General features: G+C 66.6%; 15 protein-coding genes. 4 read left to right on the top strand and 11 right to left on the bottom strand.

Features of this window, described 5'->3' with window-relative positions:
- Position 1 precedes the first annotated feature (1 nt).
- From ACSFA8_RS18285 to ACSFA8_RS18255, 7 genes are read right to left on the bottom strand one after another with little or no spacing between them, the layout of a single operon-like run.
- Positions 2-706 carry an ABC transporter ATP-binding protein gene (locus ACSFA8_RS18285; RefSeq protein WP_435480904.1) on the bottom strand — a complete coding sequence of 235 codons (705 nt, stop codon included), beginning with the start codon at positions 704-706 and terminating at the stop codon, positions 2-4.
- Positions 699-1,430 (bottom strand): ABC transporter ATP-binding protein, encoded by a 732-nt coding sequence (locus tag ACSFA8_RS18280; RefSeq protein WP_435480903.1) that lies wholly within the window; start codon positions 1,428-1,430, stop codon positions 699-701. Before ACSFA8_RS18280 ends, ACSFA8_RS18285 begins: the two co-directional genes overlap by 8 nt.
- On the bottom strand, positions 1,427-2,341 hold the full coding sequence (locus ACSFA8_RS18275) for a branched-chain amino acid ABC transporter permease (protein ID WP_435480902.1): 915 nt from the start codon (positions 2,339-2,341) through the stop codon (positions 1,427-1,429). The genes ACSFA8_RS18280 and ACSFA8_RS18275 overlap by 4 nt, the downstream gene beginning before the upstream one ends.
- A complete protein-coding gene (locus tag ACSFA8_RS18270; protein WP_286546819.1) occupies positions 2,338-3,213 on the bottom strand; it encodes a branched-chain amino acid ABC transporter permease in 876 nt (291 codons plus the stop codon). The genes ACSFA8_RS18275 and ACSFA8_RS18270 overlap by 4 nt, the downstream gene beginning before the upstream one ends.
- Positions 3,214-3,221: 8 nt before the next feature.
- Complete coding sequence (locus ACSFA8_RS18265) at positions 3,222-4,442, bottom strand: amino acid ABC transporter substrate-binding protein (RefSeq protein ID WP_435480901.1); 1,221 nt, start codon at positions 4,440-4,442, stop codon at positions 3,222-3,224.
- Between the two features lie 31 nt (positions 4,443-4,473).
- Entirely contained in the window at positions 4,474-4,875 is a 402-nt protein-coding gene (locus ACSFA8_RS18260; protein WP_435480900.1) for a nuclear transport factor 2 family protein, read from the bottom strand.
- Between the two features lie 12 nt (positions 4,876-4,887).
- Positions 4,888-5,433 (bottom strand): cupin domain-containing protein, encoded by a 546-nt coding sequence (locus tag ACSFA8_RS18255; protein WP_435480899.1) that lies wholly within the window; start codon positions 5,431-5,433, stop codon positions 4,888-4,890.
- Positions 5,434-5,598: 165 nt separating this feature from the next.
- Between ACSFA8_RS18255 and ACSFA8_RS18250 the strand changes: the two genes are divergently transcribed.
- Positions 5,599-6,180 (top strand): NADPH-dependent FMN reductase, encoded by a 582-nt coding sequence (locus ACSFA8_RS18250; protein WP_435480898.1) that lies wholly within the window; start codon positions 5,599-5,601, stop codon positions 6,178-6,180.
- A 51-nt stretch (positions 6,181-6,231) separates the two neighbouring features.
- Here the strand turns inward: ACSFA8_RS18250 and ACSFA8_RS18245 are convergent, their stop codons facing one another.
- Positions 6,232-7,335: an alcohol dehydrogenase catalytic domain-containing protein gene (locus ACSFA8_RS18245; protein WP_435480897.1), complete on the bottom strand. Its 1,104-nt coding sequence runs from the start codon at positions 7,333-7,335 to the stop codon at positions 6,232-6,234.
- A gap of 145 nt (positions 7,336-7,480) precedes the next feature.
- Between ACSFA8_RS18245 and ACSFA8_RS18240 the strand changes: the two genes are divergently transcribed.
- Positions 7,481-9,058, top strand: a complete 1,578-nt coding sequence (locus ACSFA8_RS18240; protein WP_435480896.1) for a bifunctional 3-(3-hydroxy-phenyl)propionate/3-hydroxycinnamic acid hydroxylase — start codon at positions 7,481-7,483, stop codon at positions 9,056-9,058.
- 6 nt (positions 9,059-9,064) lie between these two features.
- Here the strand turns inward: ACSFA8_RS18240 and ACSFA8_RS18235 are convergent, their stop codons facing one another.
- Both ACSFA8_RS18235 and ACSFA8_RS18230 read right to left on the bottom strand, forming a co-directional pair.
- On the bottom strand, positions 9,065-10,174 hold the full coding sequence (locus tag ACSFA8_RS18235) for a lactonase family protein (protein WP_435480895.1): 1,110 nt from the start codon (positions 10,172-10,174) through the stop codon (positions 9,065-9,067).
- 127 nt (positions 10,175-10,301) lie between these two features.
- Positions 10,302-11,606: an ANTAR domain-containing protein gene (locus ACSFA8_RS18230; protein ID WP_435480894.1), complete on the bottom strand. Its 1,305-nt coding sequence runs from the start codon at positions 11,604-11,606 to the stop codon at positions 10,302-10,304.
- Positions 11,607-11,849: 243 nt separating this feature from the next.
- On the opposite strand from ACSFA8_RS18230, the gene ACSFA8_RS18225 reads away from it, so the two are divergent.
- Positions 11,850-13,112, top strand: a complete 1,263-nt coding sequence (locus ACSFA8_RS18225; RefSeq protein ID WP_435480893.1) for an MFS transporter — start codon at positions 11,850-11,852, stop codon at positions 13,110-13,112.
- Between the two features lie 14 nt (positions 13,113-13,126).
- On the opposite strand, the gene ACSFA8_RS18220 is transcribed toward ACSFA8_RS18225, so the two are convergent.
- Positions 13,127-14,836: a bifunctional protein-serine/threonine kinase/phosphatase gene (locus tag ACSFA8_RS18220; protein WP_435480892.1), complete on the bottom strand. Its 1,710-nt coding sequence runs from the start codon at positions 14,834-14,836 to the stop codon at positions 13,127-13,129.
- A 62-nt stretch (positions 14,837-14,898) separates the two neighbouring features.
- Here ACSFA8_RS18220 and ACSFA8_RS18215 point away from each other — a divergent pair.
- Positions 14,899-15,336 (top strand): FAD-dependent oxidoreductase (locus ACSFA8_RS18215; RefSeq protein ID WP_435480891.1); only part of this gene is annotated, 438 nt, incomplete at its 3' end.

Below are 15,336 nucleotides of genomic sequence, written 5' to 3'. Positions count from 1 at the left end.
CTCACCCGCCAAGGTAGGCGCGCTGCACGGCCTCGCTTGCAAGCAAGGCGCCGGCACTGTCGGCACCGACGACGCGGCCCTGCTCCAGCAGGTAGCCGCGATTCGAGAGCGACAGGCTGCGTTTGGCGTTCTGCTCCACGAGCAGGATCGACACCTTGTCGTCGCGAACCCGTTCGAGGGACTTGAAGAGTTCCGACACCATCAGCGGCGACAGGCCCAACGAAGGCTCATCCAGCAGCAGCACATCGGGGCTCGACATGAGCGCGCGCCCGATCGCGACCATCTGCTGCTCGCCCCCACTCATGGTTCGCACGATCTGGGGCAGTCGCTCGCGCAGTCTCGGAAAAAGCTCGAGCACGCGTTCGAGGTTGCGCTGCTCGTTCGCGCGCGCACGCCGCGGATAGGCGCCCAAAAAGAGGTTCTCCATCACCGTCAGGTCGCCGAACACGCCGCGTCCTTCGGGCACCAGGGCAATGCCTGCCTCCACCCGCTGGTCGGCCTTGAGGCCGGTGAGCGCCTTGCCGCCCAGCTTCATTTGCGCGCCTTTGGCCGGCATCAGCCCGGCGATGCATCGAAGCAGCGTCGACTTGCCCGCACCGTTGGCACCCAGCACGCTGACGACCTCGCCAGCACCCACGTGAATCTCCACATCGGCCAGCGCCTGGTGCATGCCGTAGTGCGCGCTCAGTTGCCTGATCTCAAGCATGATCGTCTCCAAGATAAGCGCGTACCACTTCGGGATCCGCCAGCACGGCCGCCGCCGTGCCGGTCGCGATGCGCTGCCCAGCGTTCATGACCACACAGTGATCGCACAGCGACCGGACGGCTTCCAGCACGTGCTCGACCATCAGGATGGAGACGCCATCGTGCTTCAACGAACGCACGAGTTCGATCGCCTGAAACAATTCCGTGGGGTTCAATCCGGCCAGCCACTCGTCCAGCAGCAACACGCGCGGACGGCTTGCCAGGCAGCGGGCCAGTTCGAGCCGCTTCTGGTCGATGTAGGTCAGGTCTTCGGCGCGCTGGGACGCCCGGGCCGCCAGGCCGACCCGCTCCAGAAGTTCCGACGCGTCCGTGTTGGCCTCGGTTCCGAAACGGCGCTCGTGCGTGAACGACATCCCGGCCACCACGTTTTCCAGCACGCTCATGGTCTTGAAGAGGCGCACGAGCTGGTAGGTGCGCGCGATGCCCAGGCGCGCGACCTTGAAGTTCGACGCACCGGCGGTTTCCTGTCCATCGAGCTTGACGGAACCGCGATCCGGTTGCAGCGCACCGCTGATCAGGTTGAGCGCCGTCGTCTTGCCGGAGCCGTTGGGGCCGAGCAAGCCGACGATCTCGCCTTTTCCGACATGGAGCGAAAGGCCTTCGACCGCCTTCAGCCCGCCGAAGCGCCGGGACAGGTCGTTGACCTCCAGCAGTGACGCGCTCATCGGCGCCTCCAGAACTTCTCGCCGGCACCGAGCAGGCCGCGTGGCAGCAGGTACACGATCACGAGAAAGATAGCGCCCAGCACGATGCTGAAGTGATCCGGGAAGTACTTGGTGAGCACCTCGAACGCCAGCACCAGCGGAACCACGCCCAGGATCGGCCCGTAGAACGCCGCCACGCCACCCAGCAGCGCCATCACCACGACCTGGAACGACACGAGGGAGTTGAACGCGATGGAAGGCTCGATGTAAGTCCAGCGCGGCGCCACGATCGCGCCGGTGACCGACATGAACATGGCCGTCCCCGTCAGCACCGCGAGCCGGACACCGACGGTGTTGATGCCGCAGCTGCGCGCCGCGGTTTCGTCCTCACCGATCAGGCGAAGTGCAAAACCGAGTCGGGACTTCGAGAGCCAGGCCCCCAGGAGCCAGAGCAACCCCAGCAACGCCAGGAGCTGCCAGTAGATCTGCGCCGCCGTGATCTCCAGGAACACATAGCGCCCGACCGATCCCACCACCTTGGATTCGTACCAGGTCACGAGCTGGCGGATCAGCTCGGCGATTCCGAAGCTGAAGACAACGAAGTACATGCCGGAAAGACGCAGCGTGCAGATGCCGATGGCGAGGGCCAATGCGCCGCCCAGCAAGGCGGCCACGGCGAGCACCGCCGGCCAGGGCAGAAACTCCGACAGCACCGCGACGCTGTAGCACCCGACCCCGAAGAACGCGACGGTCGCCAGCGAGATGAAGCGTGTCGTGCCGCAGAAGATGCCCCAGGCCGTGGCCAGGTTGGCGTAGAGCAGCAGGTTGATCAACAGCGACGTCGTGTAGTCGTTCCCGGTCTGCGGTGCAAACGCCAGCGCGATGAAGGCTGCCAGCGACAGCGCAAGGAAGAGCCTGGATTTCGATGTCATCGGCCAGCCCTTCCAAAGAGGCCAGAGGGCCGGAACACCAGCACCAGAAGGAAGATGGCGTAGTTGGCGGCCAGGGTGAGGCCCGGATCCACATAGGTGGAAACAAGGCTCTCGCTCAACCCCAGCAGCAGTGCGGCCAGCACGCAGCCCACGAAGTTGCCGACGCCGCCCATGATCACGACGATCAAGGCCTTCATGGTGAAGAGCACGCCCATGGTGGCGCTGAAGGTCGAGAACATGCTGACCAGCACGCCGGCGATGGCGACCAGCGCCGTGCCCATGGCGAAGGCAAGCATCGCGATCTTCGTCACGTCGATCGCCACCAGCGGCGCCGAGCCTGGGTCGACGGCCACCGCGCGCAGGGCGGTGCCGATCCGCGTGCGGGTCAAAACGAGGAACAGCGCACCGCCCAGCACCAGCGCAACCACGAGTGCGAGCAGGCGGTTGGCGGCCACCGTGGTTCCCAGCACTTCGATCGGGATCGACAGGAACGAGTAGCTCAGGTAGTTACCGCCGAACCCGGTGAGCATGAGGCCCTGGATCACGAACAGCAGGCCGAAGGTCGACAGGATGCTGTCGGCTTCCAGCGCGTCACGGCTGCGGGCGCGCCTGACCAGCGGCAGAAAGGCCACCTTGTAGAGCAGCGCACCGGCGGCCGCGGCGACCGGAACGAGCAGCAAAAGCGCGACCAGCGGCGAGACACCGGCGCGCGTGAAAAGCACCAGCCCCCCCAGGGCCGCGGCAATCAACATCTCGCCATAGGCGAGGTTGAGGATGCGGGCGACGCCGTACTGGAGGTTGAGACCCAGCGCAATGAGCGCATAGGTTCCGCCCAGTGTCAGCCCGAAGATCAATGCATCGATCAGCCTCATGAAGGGCTTCAGGCCTTCCAGGCCGGCTTTGCGACGGGGTCTTTCGCGCCCGTCTGCTTCGGCGCAATTCCCGAGAACGTGCCGCCCTGCCACTGCCCGACCGTCCAGCCGCCCGCCATGAAATGGTTGTCGAACTTCAATGGCCCGGCGACCGTGTCGAAGGTCGTCGATCCGAGCGTCTTGATGATGGCCGGCCGGTCGAGCTTGCCCACCTTCTCGATCGACTGGGCGAGCGCCTGCAGGCCCGAATAGCAGAGCACGCTGACCCACTGCTCGGGCGGCTGCCCGATCAACGCAGTGTGCCTGGCGATGTAAGCCTTGATGGTGTCCGACGCCGGGTTCCATCCGCCCGGGCCCATGACGCCCTCGGCATTCGCGCCGAACTTGCCGACGTACAGCGGCAGCGCCGTGCCGATTCCTGCGTAGAACACCTTCGGATTGAAGCCGCGGACGCGCGCGGCCTCGGTCAAGCCCAAGGTGTCCGGCGGATAGCTGAACGCCAGAAAGACGTCCGGGTTGGTGCGCTGGGCATCGGCAATCAGGGGCGTCATGTCCTGCGTCGAAATCGGATAGCTGCTGTCGACCACAACCTCGAACTTCGCGGCCTTCAGCGACTTGCGCGCAGCGCCGGCAAGTTCCAGTCCGCCCTGGTCGGTCACGTTCACCATGGCCACCTTGCTGCCGATCTTGCCGTCGTTGCGCATCTGCGTGAGCAGCCCGACGATTGCATCCGAGTAGCTGGACGGGGTGCCGAGCAGCGAGAACATGTTGTCCCAGCGCTTGACGAGTTGCGGCATCTGATCGGTGATGCAGGTGGGCGTGATCATGGGAAAGTTGCCCTTGTGGAACGCGGGCGCAACGGCCAGGTTCATGCCGGTGCCCCACGGCGGCAGGAGGAAGTCGACCTTGTCCTGGTTGACCATGCGCTCGATCGCCCTCACCGCCTCTTCCGGCTGACTGCGGTCGTCGTACTCGACGACTTCGACGAGGTGCTTCGCCCCGCCGACCGAAATGCCGCCCGCCTTGTTAACGTCATCGACCCACAACCGGTAGTTGGGAAGCTGCGCTGACGCAGCGCCGCCGGCGAACGGGCCGGTCTTCGAGATGGCCCAGCCGAACTTGATCTTGGCGTCGGTGCCCTGCGCCCGCACGAAGGCTGGCACCGAGGCCGCCAGTGCGGCGCTTCCCAGAACGCGAACGAAGTCGCGGCGTTGTTGCTTTGTGGTCATGGATGTCTCCGGGTTGATTCAAGGGGCGAGGTCAGGCAACGCTCATTTCGGTGGGCGTGGTCTGGAATGCGAGCTGGCGCCAGCGCTCGCCCTCCCTCACCCAGACCTGCATGACACGGGAGTCGATGGTCACTGTGCCGGTGCCGTTCTTGCGCACGCCCACCAGCAGCTGGCGGCCGGTCATCAGGGCGCTGTTGCCCATCACGCGCACGGCGAGTTCCGATCGTTCGATCCGCTGGTAGTGAACGTTGAAGCCACCCGTGCTGAAGTAGCTGTCGAAGCCGTCGACTTGCCCTTTGGCGTGGACATGCGTCAGATCGCTGTGCAGCAACTCGCGCAGGCGGTCGGTGTCGCCATTCACCATGGCGTTGCAGCGCTGCTGCTCGAGGTCGATCAACGTCTTGGCGTCGTCGGATGGATTGGAAGTGCTCATGGGGATCAAGGCTCAGGCTGCGCGCTTCTTGCCCATCAGCACGAAGAGCATCGTCGCGGGCTTGTCGCCCTTGTTGCGCCAGGCATGCCGGTTGCCTTGCTGCACGGCAACGTCGTGCTGCTTCAGCAAAACCTCCTGGCCGTCATCGAGTTCGAGAGTGATCTCGCCATCCAGCACGACGTCGTAGTCGATGCTGTCGGTGGTGTGCATGCCAGGCGCATCCGGCTCGAAGGTCTCTGCAAAGCCTGGCAGCAACTGCCCGAACTCTGCCCCGAACGCCGCGCCGTCGAAGTCCGCCCGCATCATCACGGCGTCGGGCGGAAACGTGACGAACATCAGGCGCGACTCGCCCTGGCCGGGCAGGAAGTTGGCTTCGATGCTCGAATCAGCAAATGCCTTCCTGCTGCCTGCCTCACTCGACGCGGCCGTCGACCAGAGCAAGGTTGCCTCGAAGCCCGGCACGGTCTTGAAGGCAATGTTGCGGGGCGCGGCCGCGTCTGACAGCACGCCTGACTTTCCGTTCGAACCCACGCCTAGAACCACTCGTCTGACTTTCATGATCGGTCTCCTGAGAATTTCAATAAAATGCACAAAACATCTTTTGTGCAAATATGCATCGACGCCTCCAGATCTTCATCCGGACGAACCCTAATGCTCAATATTTGTTTTGTGCGCAAGTCTTCTTTCCTGCATAAACTTCTTCTCCACACTTCCTCCTGTTCCATGTCGACCCAAACCCCGTCCCGATCCATCCGGCTGCTTGCCATCTCCGGCAGCATCCGCCGCGAGTCCAACTGCACCGCGGTGCTGCGCAGCCTGCCGCCCTTGCTACCCGCCACGGCGAACATCGACCTGTTTCCGCTCGATGACATTCCGATCTACAACGCCGACCTGGATGGCGACACGCCGCCCGAGCCGGTCGCCCGCCTCAAGAAGGCCATCGCCGAGGCGGACGGGCTCGTGCTGTGCTCGCCCGAATACAACTACGGCATGCCTGGCGTACTCAAGAACGCCATCGACTGGGCATCACGGCCCGGATTCGCCTCGCCCCTCAAGGGCAAGCCCGCGCTGGTGATGACCGCCTCGCCCGGCACCGCCGGCGGCGTGCGGGCGCAAGCGCAGATACGAGACGCGCTGGCCGCCACGCTGGCGCGCCCGGTGGTTCGGCAGCACGTCGCCATCGCAGGGGTGGGCCAGCGCGTGCGCGACGGGCGGCTGGTCGATGCGAGCACGCTCGAGTTCGTCCAGGCGGCGCTGCACGATCTGTTGCTTGAAATCGGGATGCTGGCGCGCGCCCGCGGCTAGGCGCGGAGAAGAGGCGCGGGGCGGCCGCCTTCGGCGCCCCGGCTGCGCCGTTCAGGGGTTGATGACGAAGTTGCTGAAGCCGCCATTGCGCGTCGCGATCCCGGAGATCGCCTCGTTGACGCGGTCCAGCGGATAGCAGACATGCTCGAACACAGACAGGTCGAGCGTTCCGGCCTCGGCCATGTCGGCCATGTCCTGCCCTTCGCCGGCGGTGAACCATGCCGAGCCCTCGATGCTCTGCTGCTCGTCCATCATGGTGTGCAGATCCATGCCCACCATGCCTGCGATGGCGCCGATGTTGAAGGCGCGGCCGCCGCGCTTAAGCGCGCGGATGCCCTGCTGCAGCGACTCGTGCGGCGCGCCCGGCCCCAGCGCATCGATGAAGGTGTCCACGCCCAGGCCGCCGGTGCGTTCCTTGGCCCAGGCGTCGATGGCCTCGCCGCTGGCGTTCGAGAAGACCTCGATGCGATCCGGCGCCAGCGCCTTTACGCGCTCGAGCAGTTCCTTGTTGCGGCCGGTGCCGAGGATGCGCGTGGCGCCCATCGCCAGGCCGAACAGCGCGCCGCCGATCCCCAGCGTGCCGCTGATGCCGTTGATCAGCACGCTGCGGCCCGGCCCAACCTGCGCCTTGCGCATCGCGGAGTACATGGTGCCCAGGTAGCCGAAGCGCGCCGCCTGGTTGAAGCTCACGTTGTCGGGCAGTTTCACCAACGCGTACTGCGGGGCGATCATGTACTCGCCCAGGCCGCCGTAGGGATAGTTCTTGTAGAGCTTGAGCGCGTTCTGCGAGAAGCCGAAGTAGCCGCTGAATGCGTAGTGCGTGCAGTTGATGAGGTCGCCATTGCGGCAGGCCCTGCATCCGCCGCAGTACAGGCTCGGATTGACGTAGACGCGGTCGCCCGGCTTCCAGGTGTGGACGTGGGAGCCGACGGCCGTCACCTCGCCCGCCGGGTCGAGCCCGAAGATGGCGGGCAGCGGCGGCAGCGGCAGCTCGGGGAACCAGGTGGTCCAGTTCGCCAGGATATTGCCCAGGTTCGGCACGATGCCGCAGGCATGCACCCTCACCTGTACGTCGTTGGCTGCGGGCTGGGGAATCGGCAACTGTTCGATCTGCATCGGTGCGCCGACCTTGTGAAGTCGGGCGGCTTTCATCATTGACATCTTGTCTCCTTGTTAAATGCACAAAGTTGGTTTTGTGCATTTTTCTGCGACGACGCAGCCGACGCCATCGGGAAGAACCCTCGATCCATAACGCTTGTTTTTATGCACAATTCTCACTTCCTGCATTTGGAGAGAACGAGTGAATCACACCTTCGACGAGCCTGTCGATGTCGCCGTCATTGGCTTCGGCCCGGTCGGTGCAACACTGGCAGCGCTTCTGGGCCGGCGAGGCCGACGCGTGGCCGTGTTCGACAAGTCCGACCAGATCTACCCCCTGCCGCGCGCCTTCGCGCTCGACCACGAGGCAATGCGCACCTTCCAGGAGCTGGGCATCGCAGGCGCCCTGGCGGCCCACATGACGCCCTACCGCCCCACGATCTACCAGGGTGCCGATGGCAAGCCGATCCAGCATTTCGACATGGGCCCGTCGCCCTACCCTTTGGCCTGGGCGCCTTCGTACACCTTCAACCAGCCGGCACTCGAAGTCTCGTTGCGCCGCGCCGTGGGCGAGATGCCATCAGTCTCGGTTCACCTGGGCCATGAAGTCGTTTCCGCCGATCAGGATGGCGAGTACGCGACGCTGTCCGTGCAGGCGCCGGACGGCGCCCCTGCCCAAGTGCAGGCGCGCTACGTGGTCGCCTGCGACGGCGGCACCAGCCCGATGCGCAAGCGGCTCGGACTCGGCCTCAAGAGCCTGGAATTCGACGAGCCGTGGATCGTGGTCGACATGCACGTGAACGAGGACATGCTCGATCGCCTGCCGGCCACCAACATCCAGTACTGCGACCCGGCGCGCCCCTGCACCTACGTGGTCGGGCCCGGCACGCACCGGCGCTGGGAGTTCCTGCTGCTGCCGCACGAAGCGGCGCACCGCGAGATGCCGCACGACGCGATCTGGGCCTTGCTCTCGCCCTGGCTGGCGCCGCACCAGGCGCGCATCTGGCGGGCCGCGACCTACCGCTTCCATGCGGTCGTCCTCGAGCAGTGGCGCCAGCAGCGCGTGCTGCTGGCCGGCGACGCAGCGCATCAGATGCCGCCCTTCCTGGCACAGGGCATGTGCCAGGGCTTGCGCGACGCGCTCAACCTGGCCTGGAAGCTCGATTGGGTGCTGCGCGGCGAAGCGCCCGACAGGCTGCTGGACAGCTACGGTACGGAGCGCGGCCCGCAGGTCGAGGACACCACGCAGACCGTCAAGCGCCTGGGCCAGATCATCTGCGAGCGCGACGCCGAACGGGCCGCGGAGCGCGATCGCGGCCTGCGCGCGCAGCAGGGCGGCGAGGTTCGGATGCAGTTGCGCCAGAGCCTTCTGCCCGGCGTGCGCCACGGCTTGATCGAGGGCGAGCGTGCCCCCGCGGGGACGCCGTTCCCGCAGGCGGTGGGACGGATCGGCCAGCAGGGCGCCGCGCAGATGATGGACGACCTCCTGCCCCACGGCTTCCTGCTGTTTCTGCGCGACGCGCCTTCCCGCGAAGAGTTCGGCCGCCTGGCCGCCGGTCTGCGGGCCCTGCGCGCCACAGCCGTCTGCCTGGGCGATGCCGGAAACCTGGAGGATCTTGTCTGCCTCGCGGAGGCCGACGGCGTCATCGCGCGCTGGTTCGACAAGCAGGGCTGCGGCGCGGCGCTCGTGCGCCCGGATCACGTCGTCTACGGCGTCGCGGCCGATCTCGACGGGGCCCAGGCGCTGCTCGAACGCGCCCGCATCAAGCTGGGCCAGTAAAGCGCTTCAGGGCAGATCGACGATTTCGATCCAGTTCGGATTCTTGCCGACGGCCAGGCTCCTGGGCGCACCCAAGGCACCGCTTGCCGCATCGATAGGGTGCACCGACACGCTGTGGGACTCCTGCCCCGCAACCACCAGGTAGCGGCCGGTCGAATCGATGGCGAATCCGCGCGGCGTCTTTTCGGTCGGCGTCTGCCCGAGCGGCTGCAGCAGGCCGCTGGCCGGATCGACCCGGAACGCGGAGATCGTGCTGGAGGTTCGCTCGGAAGCGTACAAGTACTTTCCGTCAGGCGTCAGATGCAGATCCGCCGCCCAGGGCTTGGCGGCAAATCCGGCTGGCAAGGTGGTCGTTCGCTGCAACTCGCGCAACGTCCCGCGCGCGCCGTCCCAGGCATAGGCGTAAAGCGAAGCATCGAGCTCGTTCAGCAGGTAGGCGAAACGCTGCGCCTTGTCCCAGACGAAATGACGCGGGCCCGACTTCGGTGCGGCGGAAACGAGTGGCGGATCGCCGGGCGTGAGTTGCCCCTTCTCGGCATCGAAGCGCCAGATCGAAAGGTTGTCCCCGCCGAGGCTGCTTGCCAGCACGAAGCGGTTGGACGCATCGGCATGAATGGCATGGGCATTGGGTGCGGTCGGAATCAGCTGCTGCACGGCGCCCACCGCGCCGTCCTTGCCAATGGCGTTGACGGTGATCTTGTGCCCCGGGTAGGACGCGGCGAACAGCCAGCGGCCGGTGGCATCCAGGTCGATGTTGGCCATGCTGTCGGCCAGGGGTGCTTCACCCAGTTTGCGCAGCCGGCCACTGGCGCTGTCGATCGCGAAACTGGTGACCCGGTAGGGCTGGGAACGCAGCGCCGCGTACAGGAACCGTTTGTCCGCGCTCACGACCATCGGCATCACGGTGCCGGCAACCCCGACCGTTTCCACCGGCTTGAGTTGCCCCTGGGCGCGGTCCAGTTCGAGCACCGAGATCTCCTGGCTGTCGGCATTCGACACATAGACAAAGGTTGCGGCCTGGGCGCCTGTCGCCAGCAGCAGCGTGGCCACTCCCGATAGCCAGGCGGGGAAGGAAGGGAAGGCAGGATCGTGGAACCACCTCGTACGCGTTGGCATGAATCGTCTCCTTTATAGGTTTTGAGCACTTGAATATTGCCGTCATACGATGTCGTACAACACGGGGATTGTTTCGTCCCGCGCAAGCGCTGTCAATGCAACCGCGCCCCACCCGGCTCTGCGGCCTTCAGGACATGATGACCTGGACGCTGTGTTCGTACTGTGCGGCGAGGTGGTCGAAGGTGTCGACCAGCGCTTCGGCCGATCGCACGAGTTCCAGGCCGCCCTGCGGCCGGTTGATGCCCTGCACGCCGCGCGCAAGGCGAAGCCATTCGTCGCGCGCCCTGCCCAGCGCGGTGCGGATCTCGGGCGAAGTCAGGGGCGCGTTTTCCAGCTCGCGCAAGGCCTTCTCGAACTCGTCCGCCGTAGCCGCCAGCCCGGGGCCCTGATCGGGCACCTGGGTCAAGGCCAGCAGCGCATCCTTGGCAAGCCGCTCCGCCAGCATGCGTTGCCGACCGCAGAGGTTGATGATCCGCAGCGCCCGCCGCCCGCTCGCGCGTTCGAGCGCCGCCGTAAGTGCGTCGGCGCTCCGCAGCAGCGCCTCCGCCGCGGCATCGATGACAGCCATCGCTGGCGCGGCTACGCGCGGCGTCCACGCGGCCTGGAGCGCACGCCATGCCGCCTTGGTGCGATCGAGCGCCGCAGCGGCTTCGCCGAGCAGGCTCAGGCCTTCGAGAAATCCAAGGTTCTCCTGCACGCGTTCCGCGGATTGCCCGCGCTGCTCGCGGCTGCGCGGCACATCGACACCCGCCAGCGCCTGCGCTGCCAGCCGCGACAGTCGCTGGGCCTGCATGCGCAGCTGGCCGGCTCGGTTGATCGCCTCCGCCCACTGCGCGGCATCCACGACGGAGCGCGACACTTCCCCCAACCGGAGATTGGCGTGCATGGCGGCACGACGCAACAGTCCGAATGCTTCGTCCTCGCCCATTCCGCGCGCCAGCATCAGGAGGCCCTTGGCTTTGTCAACCCACTTGCGCTCGTCCATTCGCGTGCGCAACTGCACCAATTCGACGCGCAACGCGGCCTCGCGGCGCCAGCGTGCCCGCGACCGGGCGAGCAGGGCCGCAAGCTCGGCTTCATCGATGGCATCCATGGCGGCCCATGCGTGGACGCCGGCGCGGATCAGATCCTCGTGCACCGCCGCACCCAGCGGGGGGCTCAGCAGGCTCACTGGCCACGGCGGCGACCCAGCCCATGCACCCAGCAGTTCGAGCACCTTGTCCATGTCGGCCGAGGCGCAGATCAGAAGCTGCGCCTCGTCAGCCTCCTTTTTTTCGCTGGGGGGCGGCAGCGTCTCGAGCCCTCGGTGGTGGACAACGGCCAGCCCGGAATCGGCGAGCGCCCGGCGCACGCCCTCGGGCAGGTCGGGCGTATCCGCTGACCCGGGCGTCAGGCAATGCAGGGGGAACGGTGTGTTGAAGTGCGGCGTCACCGTGGAAAGCATAAGGGGGAAGCAGCGAAACCATTCAGGCACGTTTTTTGCTCTGTTCATTGCTCGCGGTGTAACGAAGCACCGCTTTGGTGTGACTTTCGCGGCCTCGCGAAAGCTCCTGGCGCAACCAGCGCCTGACCTGACACCCCGTCCGCCGGCAACGCCGCCGGCAACCTCCCCCCAACCAGTCCGACGATGCGGCCGCGCGATGGCTGCGTTCCGGCATTTGCATTGCCTGTTGCCATGTCAACCTTCAAGAGCTTCCTGAGATCGGGCCACTCACCCACCCTCTTTGCCGCGTTTCTCTATTTCTCGTTCTCATGCTGCATATGGGTTCTGAACGGTGCCATGGCGCCCTTCATCGGCGAGACCTTCAACCTGACGCCGGCCGAAAAGGGCCTGATGCTGTCGGTGCCGATCATTGCCGGGGCGCTGATGCGCTTCCCGCTGGGCATCCTGTCCCAGTACATCGGTCGCAAGAACGCCACGCTGGTCGAGATGGGCCTGATCGCCGTGGCGATGCTGTTCGGCTTTTTCTTCGTGACGAGCTTCAACAACCTGCTCGCGATGGGCGTGCTGCTGGGCATTGCCGGCGCGAGCTTCGGCGTTGCGCTGTCGCTCGGCTCGGGCTGGTTTCCGCCGCAACACAAGGGCCTGGCCATGGGACTGGTGGGCGCCGGCAACGTCGGCACCGCGGTGTCGGTGCTGGTGGCGCCGCCGCTGGCGCAGTGGCTGGGCTGGCAGAGCGTGTACGGTGTGGCGGCGGGTGCCATCCTGCTGCCGATGATCGTGATGGTTCTGTATGCCAAGGAGCCGCCCGACGTCGACAGCCATGCCAGCTTCCGTGAGCATATTGCCTGCCTGTTCGAGAAGGACGGCTGGGTGTTCAGCCTGATCTACGGCGTGACCTTCGGTGGCTTCATCGGCCTCATCACCTTCCTGCCCTCCTACTACTACGACCAGTTCGGCGTGAGCAAGGTGCAGGCCGGGCAACTGACCATGCTGGCAGCCTTCATGGGCGCTGCTGTTCGCATCGTCGGCGGCTGGATTTCGGATCGCTGGGGCGGCGTCAACACGCTGACGCTGGTGCTGCTGGTGGTGGCCGTGGGCCTGGCGTTGGTGGGGCTCTCATCGGCCTCGCTGACGCTCACCACGCTGCTGCTGATCGTGACCTTCGCCGCGCTCGGCGCCGGCAACGGCGCCCTGTTCCAGCTGGTGCCGCTGCGCTGGCCGACCAGCACGGCGGTGGCCGGTTCGATGATCGGCGAGATCGGTGCCCTTGGCGGCGGCCTGGTGCCCAACGCAATGGGCCTGTCGAAGCAGTATCTGGGCACCTACCTTTGGGGCTTCGTCTTCTTCGCCCTGCTGTCGCTGGTCATGCTGGGCGTCATGCGCGTGATGCAGATCCGCTGGACGCGCACCTGGGCGGAAAAAGGCGGCCGCGCCCGCACCGCGCCATCTTCCCCGGCCAAGCCCGCCGGCGCCCGCAGCACCGCACGCCAATGACGGTACAGGTCGGTTCAGTGCGGCAGGAAAAGCAGCCACACCACCAGCAGCACGTTGAACAGCAGCGACACGGCCAGCGCGATCTTGTAGAGCGCCGCCGGGTCGCGCCGGATCAACGGCGTGGCGCTGGGCGCACCGACCGGACGGGAGGCGCCGCGCTCGAGCGCCAGCAGCATTTCTTCGGCCGTCTCGAAGCGTTGCCGGGGATCGCGCGCCACGGCCTTGCGCACGAGGTGGTCGAGCCACATCGGTACATCAGGCCGGATGCGCGAGAGCGCGACCGGATCGCGCCGGTAGCGCGCGACCTGGTAGGGCTCGATCTCGCCGTATGGCAGGCGCCCGGCCAGCCACTGGTAGAGCGTGACGCCCAGTGCGAACAAGTCGCTCGCGGCATCGGCGCCGGCGCCCTCCCACTGCTCGGGGTTGATGTAGCTCGGCGTGCCGGCATGCAACTCGCGTTGAACCGCGCCCTCGCGGCCGGACACCGCGACGCCGAGATCCAGAATGCGCCAGCGGCCGTCGTCGCCGAGGTGCAGGTTGCCGGGCTTGATGTCGCGATGCACCACGCCGTGCCGGTGCAGCCGGCCCAGTGCCTTGGCCACTTCGATGGCCGCGGCCACCGCCTCGGCCACCGTGCCGCGCTGGCCGGACTTGCGCAGCTGTTCCAGCGTGCGGCCGCCATGCCAGTCGAACACGGTGTACAGGGCGCTCGCGTGTTCGCTGCGCTCGTGCACTCGCACGAAGCCGCCCGCGCCGCGCGCGCTGACGCGCAGCCCGAGCCAGGCCTCGTGCGCCAGCATCGCGCGTTCCTGCGGATCGCTGGCGCGCGACGGATGCAGGGTCTTGAGCGCCACCAGGGCGCGGGTGGCCGGATCGCGCGCCTGGTAGAGCAGGTGAACACCGGTATCGGCCACCAGCGCAGTGATGACGTAGCCATCGAGCACTTCGCCCACCTTCAGCGCGGGCGGCGGTGCCAGCCGGCGCGCATCGCCCTGCTCGTCGTCCAGCTGCCGCGCATCGAGGCCGATGACGCGAATCACCAGTGCCGTGGCGTTGTCGCGCGTGCCGCCCGCCAGCGCGGCCTGCACCAGCGCTTCGCTGGCCTGCCCGGCACTGCCCTGCAGCGCGAGCGCCGCGAGATGCTGCGCCTTGAGCACGCCGTGCACGCCGTCGGTGCTGAGCACGAAGCAGTCGCCCACGCGCACATTGCCTTCGGAGTAGTCGACACGCACCTGGTCGTCCAGGCCGATCGCACGCGTCAGGCGGCTGCGCAGATCGGGATGGTCGAAGGCATGATCCTGCGTCAGCGGCACGGCGGCTTCGCCGCCCTCGCGCACGTGCCAGGCACGGGTGTCGCCCACATGCGCCAACGTGTAGCTCTGGCCATGCAGAACCAGTGCGGTCATGGTGGTGAGCGCGGTGCCGCTGCCCTGGCGGCGGCGATTGTGGTCGGCCAGCCAGGCGTTCTGCGCGCCGATCAAACGGTCGAGCGCGGCGGTCGGCTCCCAGGTGTCGGGGGTGGAGAAGTAGTCGGCCAGAAGGCCCATCACCGTGGTCTGCGCCGCCTCCAGGCCGCGGCCACCCATGGACACGCCATCGGCAATCGCTGCGATCAGCCCGCGCGCCTCGTCGCCCGGCGGCGCATGCACGGCACCGGCGAAATCCTCGTTCACGTCGCGCGGCCCGCGCAGGCTGCTGTAGCCAATGTCCACTTCAAAGCTCATGGCGCGATTCTCCACGCGCGCCGTACGCATCCCCTTGCTTGAGTCCAGGAAAGGTTCAACCCATGACTGAAAAAATGAAACTCGTGCTGATCGGCAACGGCATGGCCGGTGTACGTGCGGTGGAGGAGTTGCTCAAGATTGCGCCGGATCTGTACGAGATCACGGTGTTTGGCTCCGAGCCGCATCCCAACTACAACCGGATCCTCTTGTCGCCGGTGCTGGCCGGGGAGCAGACGGTCGAGGAGATCGTGCTCAACAGCTGGGAGTGGTATGCGGAGAACCACATCACGCTGCACGCGGGCAAGACCGTGACCGAGGTGGACCGCGTCAAGCGCATCGTGCGCGCGACCGGCAAGGACGGCAGCGTGACCGAGGCGGGCTACGACCGGCTGCTCATGTGCACCGGCTCCAACCCGTTCATGCTGCCGGTGCCCGGCAAGGACTTGAAGGGCGTGATCGCCTACCGCGACATTGCCGACACCGACTACATGATCGAGACC

The sequence above is a fragment of the Variovorax nitratireducens genome (assembly GCF_051216545.1).
In the GTDB taxonomy this organism is placed as follows: Bacteria; Pseudomonadota; Gammaproteobacteria; order Burkholderiales; family Burkholderiaceae_C; genus Variovorax.
Note: the sequence above shows the minus strand (reverse complement) of the source record. Positions and strands in the feature narration are given on the sequence as shown.

What these genes read in the sequence shown, in the direction of transcription:
- ACSFA8_RS18255 (WP_435480899.1), bottom strand. Translation starts at nt 5,433, where the DNA reads ATGAAAGTCAGACGAGTGGTTCTAGGCGTGGGTTCGAACGGAAAGTCA.
- ACSFA8_RS18235 (WP_435480895.1), bottom strand. Translation starts at nt 10,174, where the DNA reads ATGCCAACGCGTACGAGGTGGTTCCACGATCCTGCCTTCCCTTCCTTC.
- ACSFA8_RS18280 (WP_435480903.1), bottom strand. Translation starts at nt 1,430, where the DNA reads ATGAGCGCGTCACTGCTGGAGGTCAACGACCTGTCCCGGCGCTTCGGC.
- ACSFA8_RS18275 (WP_435480902.1), bottom strand. Translation starts at nt 2,341, where the DNA reads ATGACATCGAAATCCAGGCTCTTCCTTGCGCTGTCGCTGGCAGCCTTC.
- ACSFA8_RS18270 (WP_286546819.1), bottom strand. Translation starts at nt 3,213, where the DNA reads ATGAGGCTGATCGATGCATTGATCTTCGGGCTGACACTGGGCGGAACC.
- ACSFA8_RS18250 (WP_435480898.1), top strand. Translation starts at nt 5,599, where the DNA reads ATGTCGACCCAAACCCCGTCCCGATCCATCCGGCTGCTTGCCATCTCC.
- ACSFA8_RS18245 (WP_435480897.1), bottom strand. Translation starts at nt 7,335, where the DNA reads ATGATGAAAGCCGCCCGACTTCACAAGGTCGGCGCACCGATGCAGATC.
- ACSFA8_RS18285 (WP_435480904.1), bottom strand. Translation starts at nt 706, where the DNA reads ATGCTTGAGATCAGGCAACTGAGCGCGCACTACGGCATGCACCAGGCG.
- ACSFA8_RS18220 (WP_435480892.1), bottom strand. Translation starts at nt 14,836, where the DNA reads ATGAGCTTTGAAGTGGACATTGGCTACAGCAGCCTGCGCGGGCCGCGC.
- ACSFA8_RS18260 (WP_435480900.1), bottom strand. Translation starts at nt 4,875, where the DNA reads ATGAGCACTTCCAATCCATCCGACGACGCCAAGACGTTGATCGACCTC.
- ACSFA8_RS18225 (WP_435480893.1), top strand. Translation starts at nt 11,850, where the DNA reads ATGTCAACCTTCAAGAGCTTCCTGAGATCGGGCCACTCACCCACCCTC.
- ACSFA8_RS18265 (WP_435480901.1), bottom strand. Translation starts at nt 4,442, where the DNA reads ATGACCACAAAGCAACAACGCCGCGACTTCGTTCGCGTTCTGGGAAGC.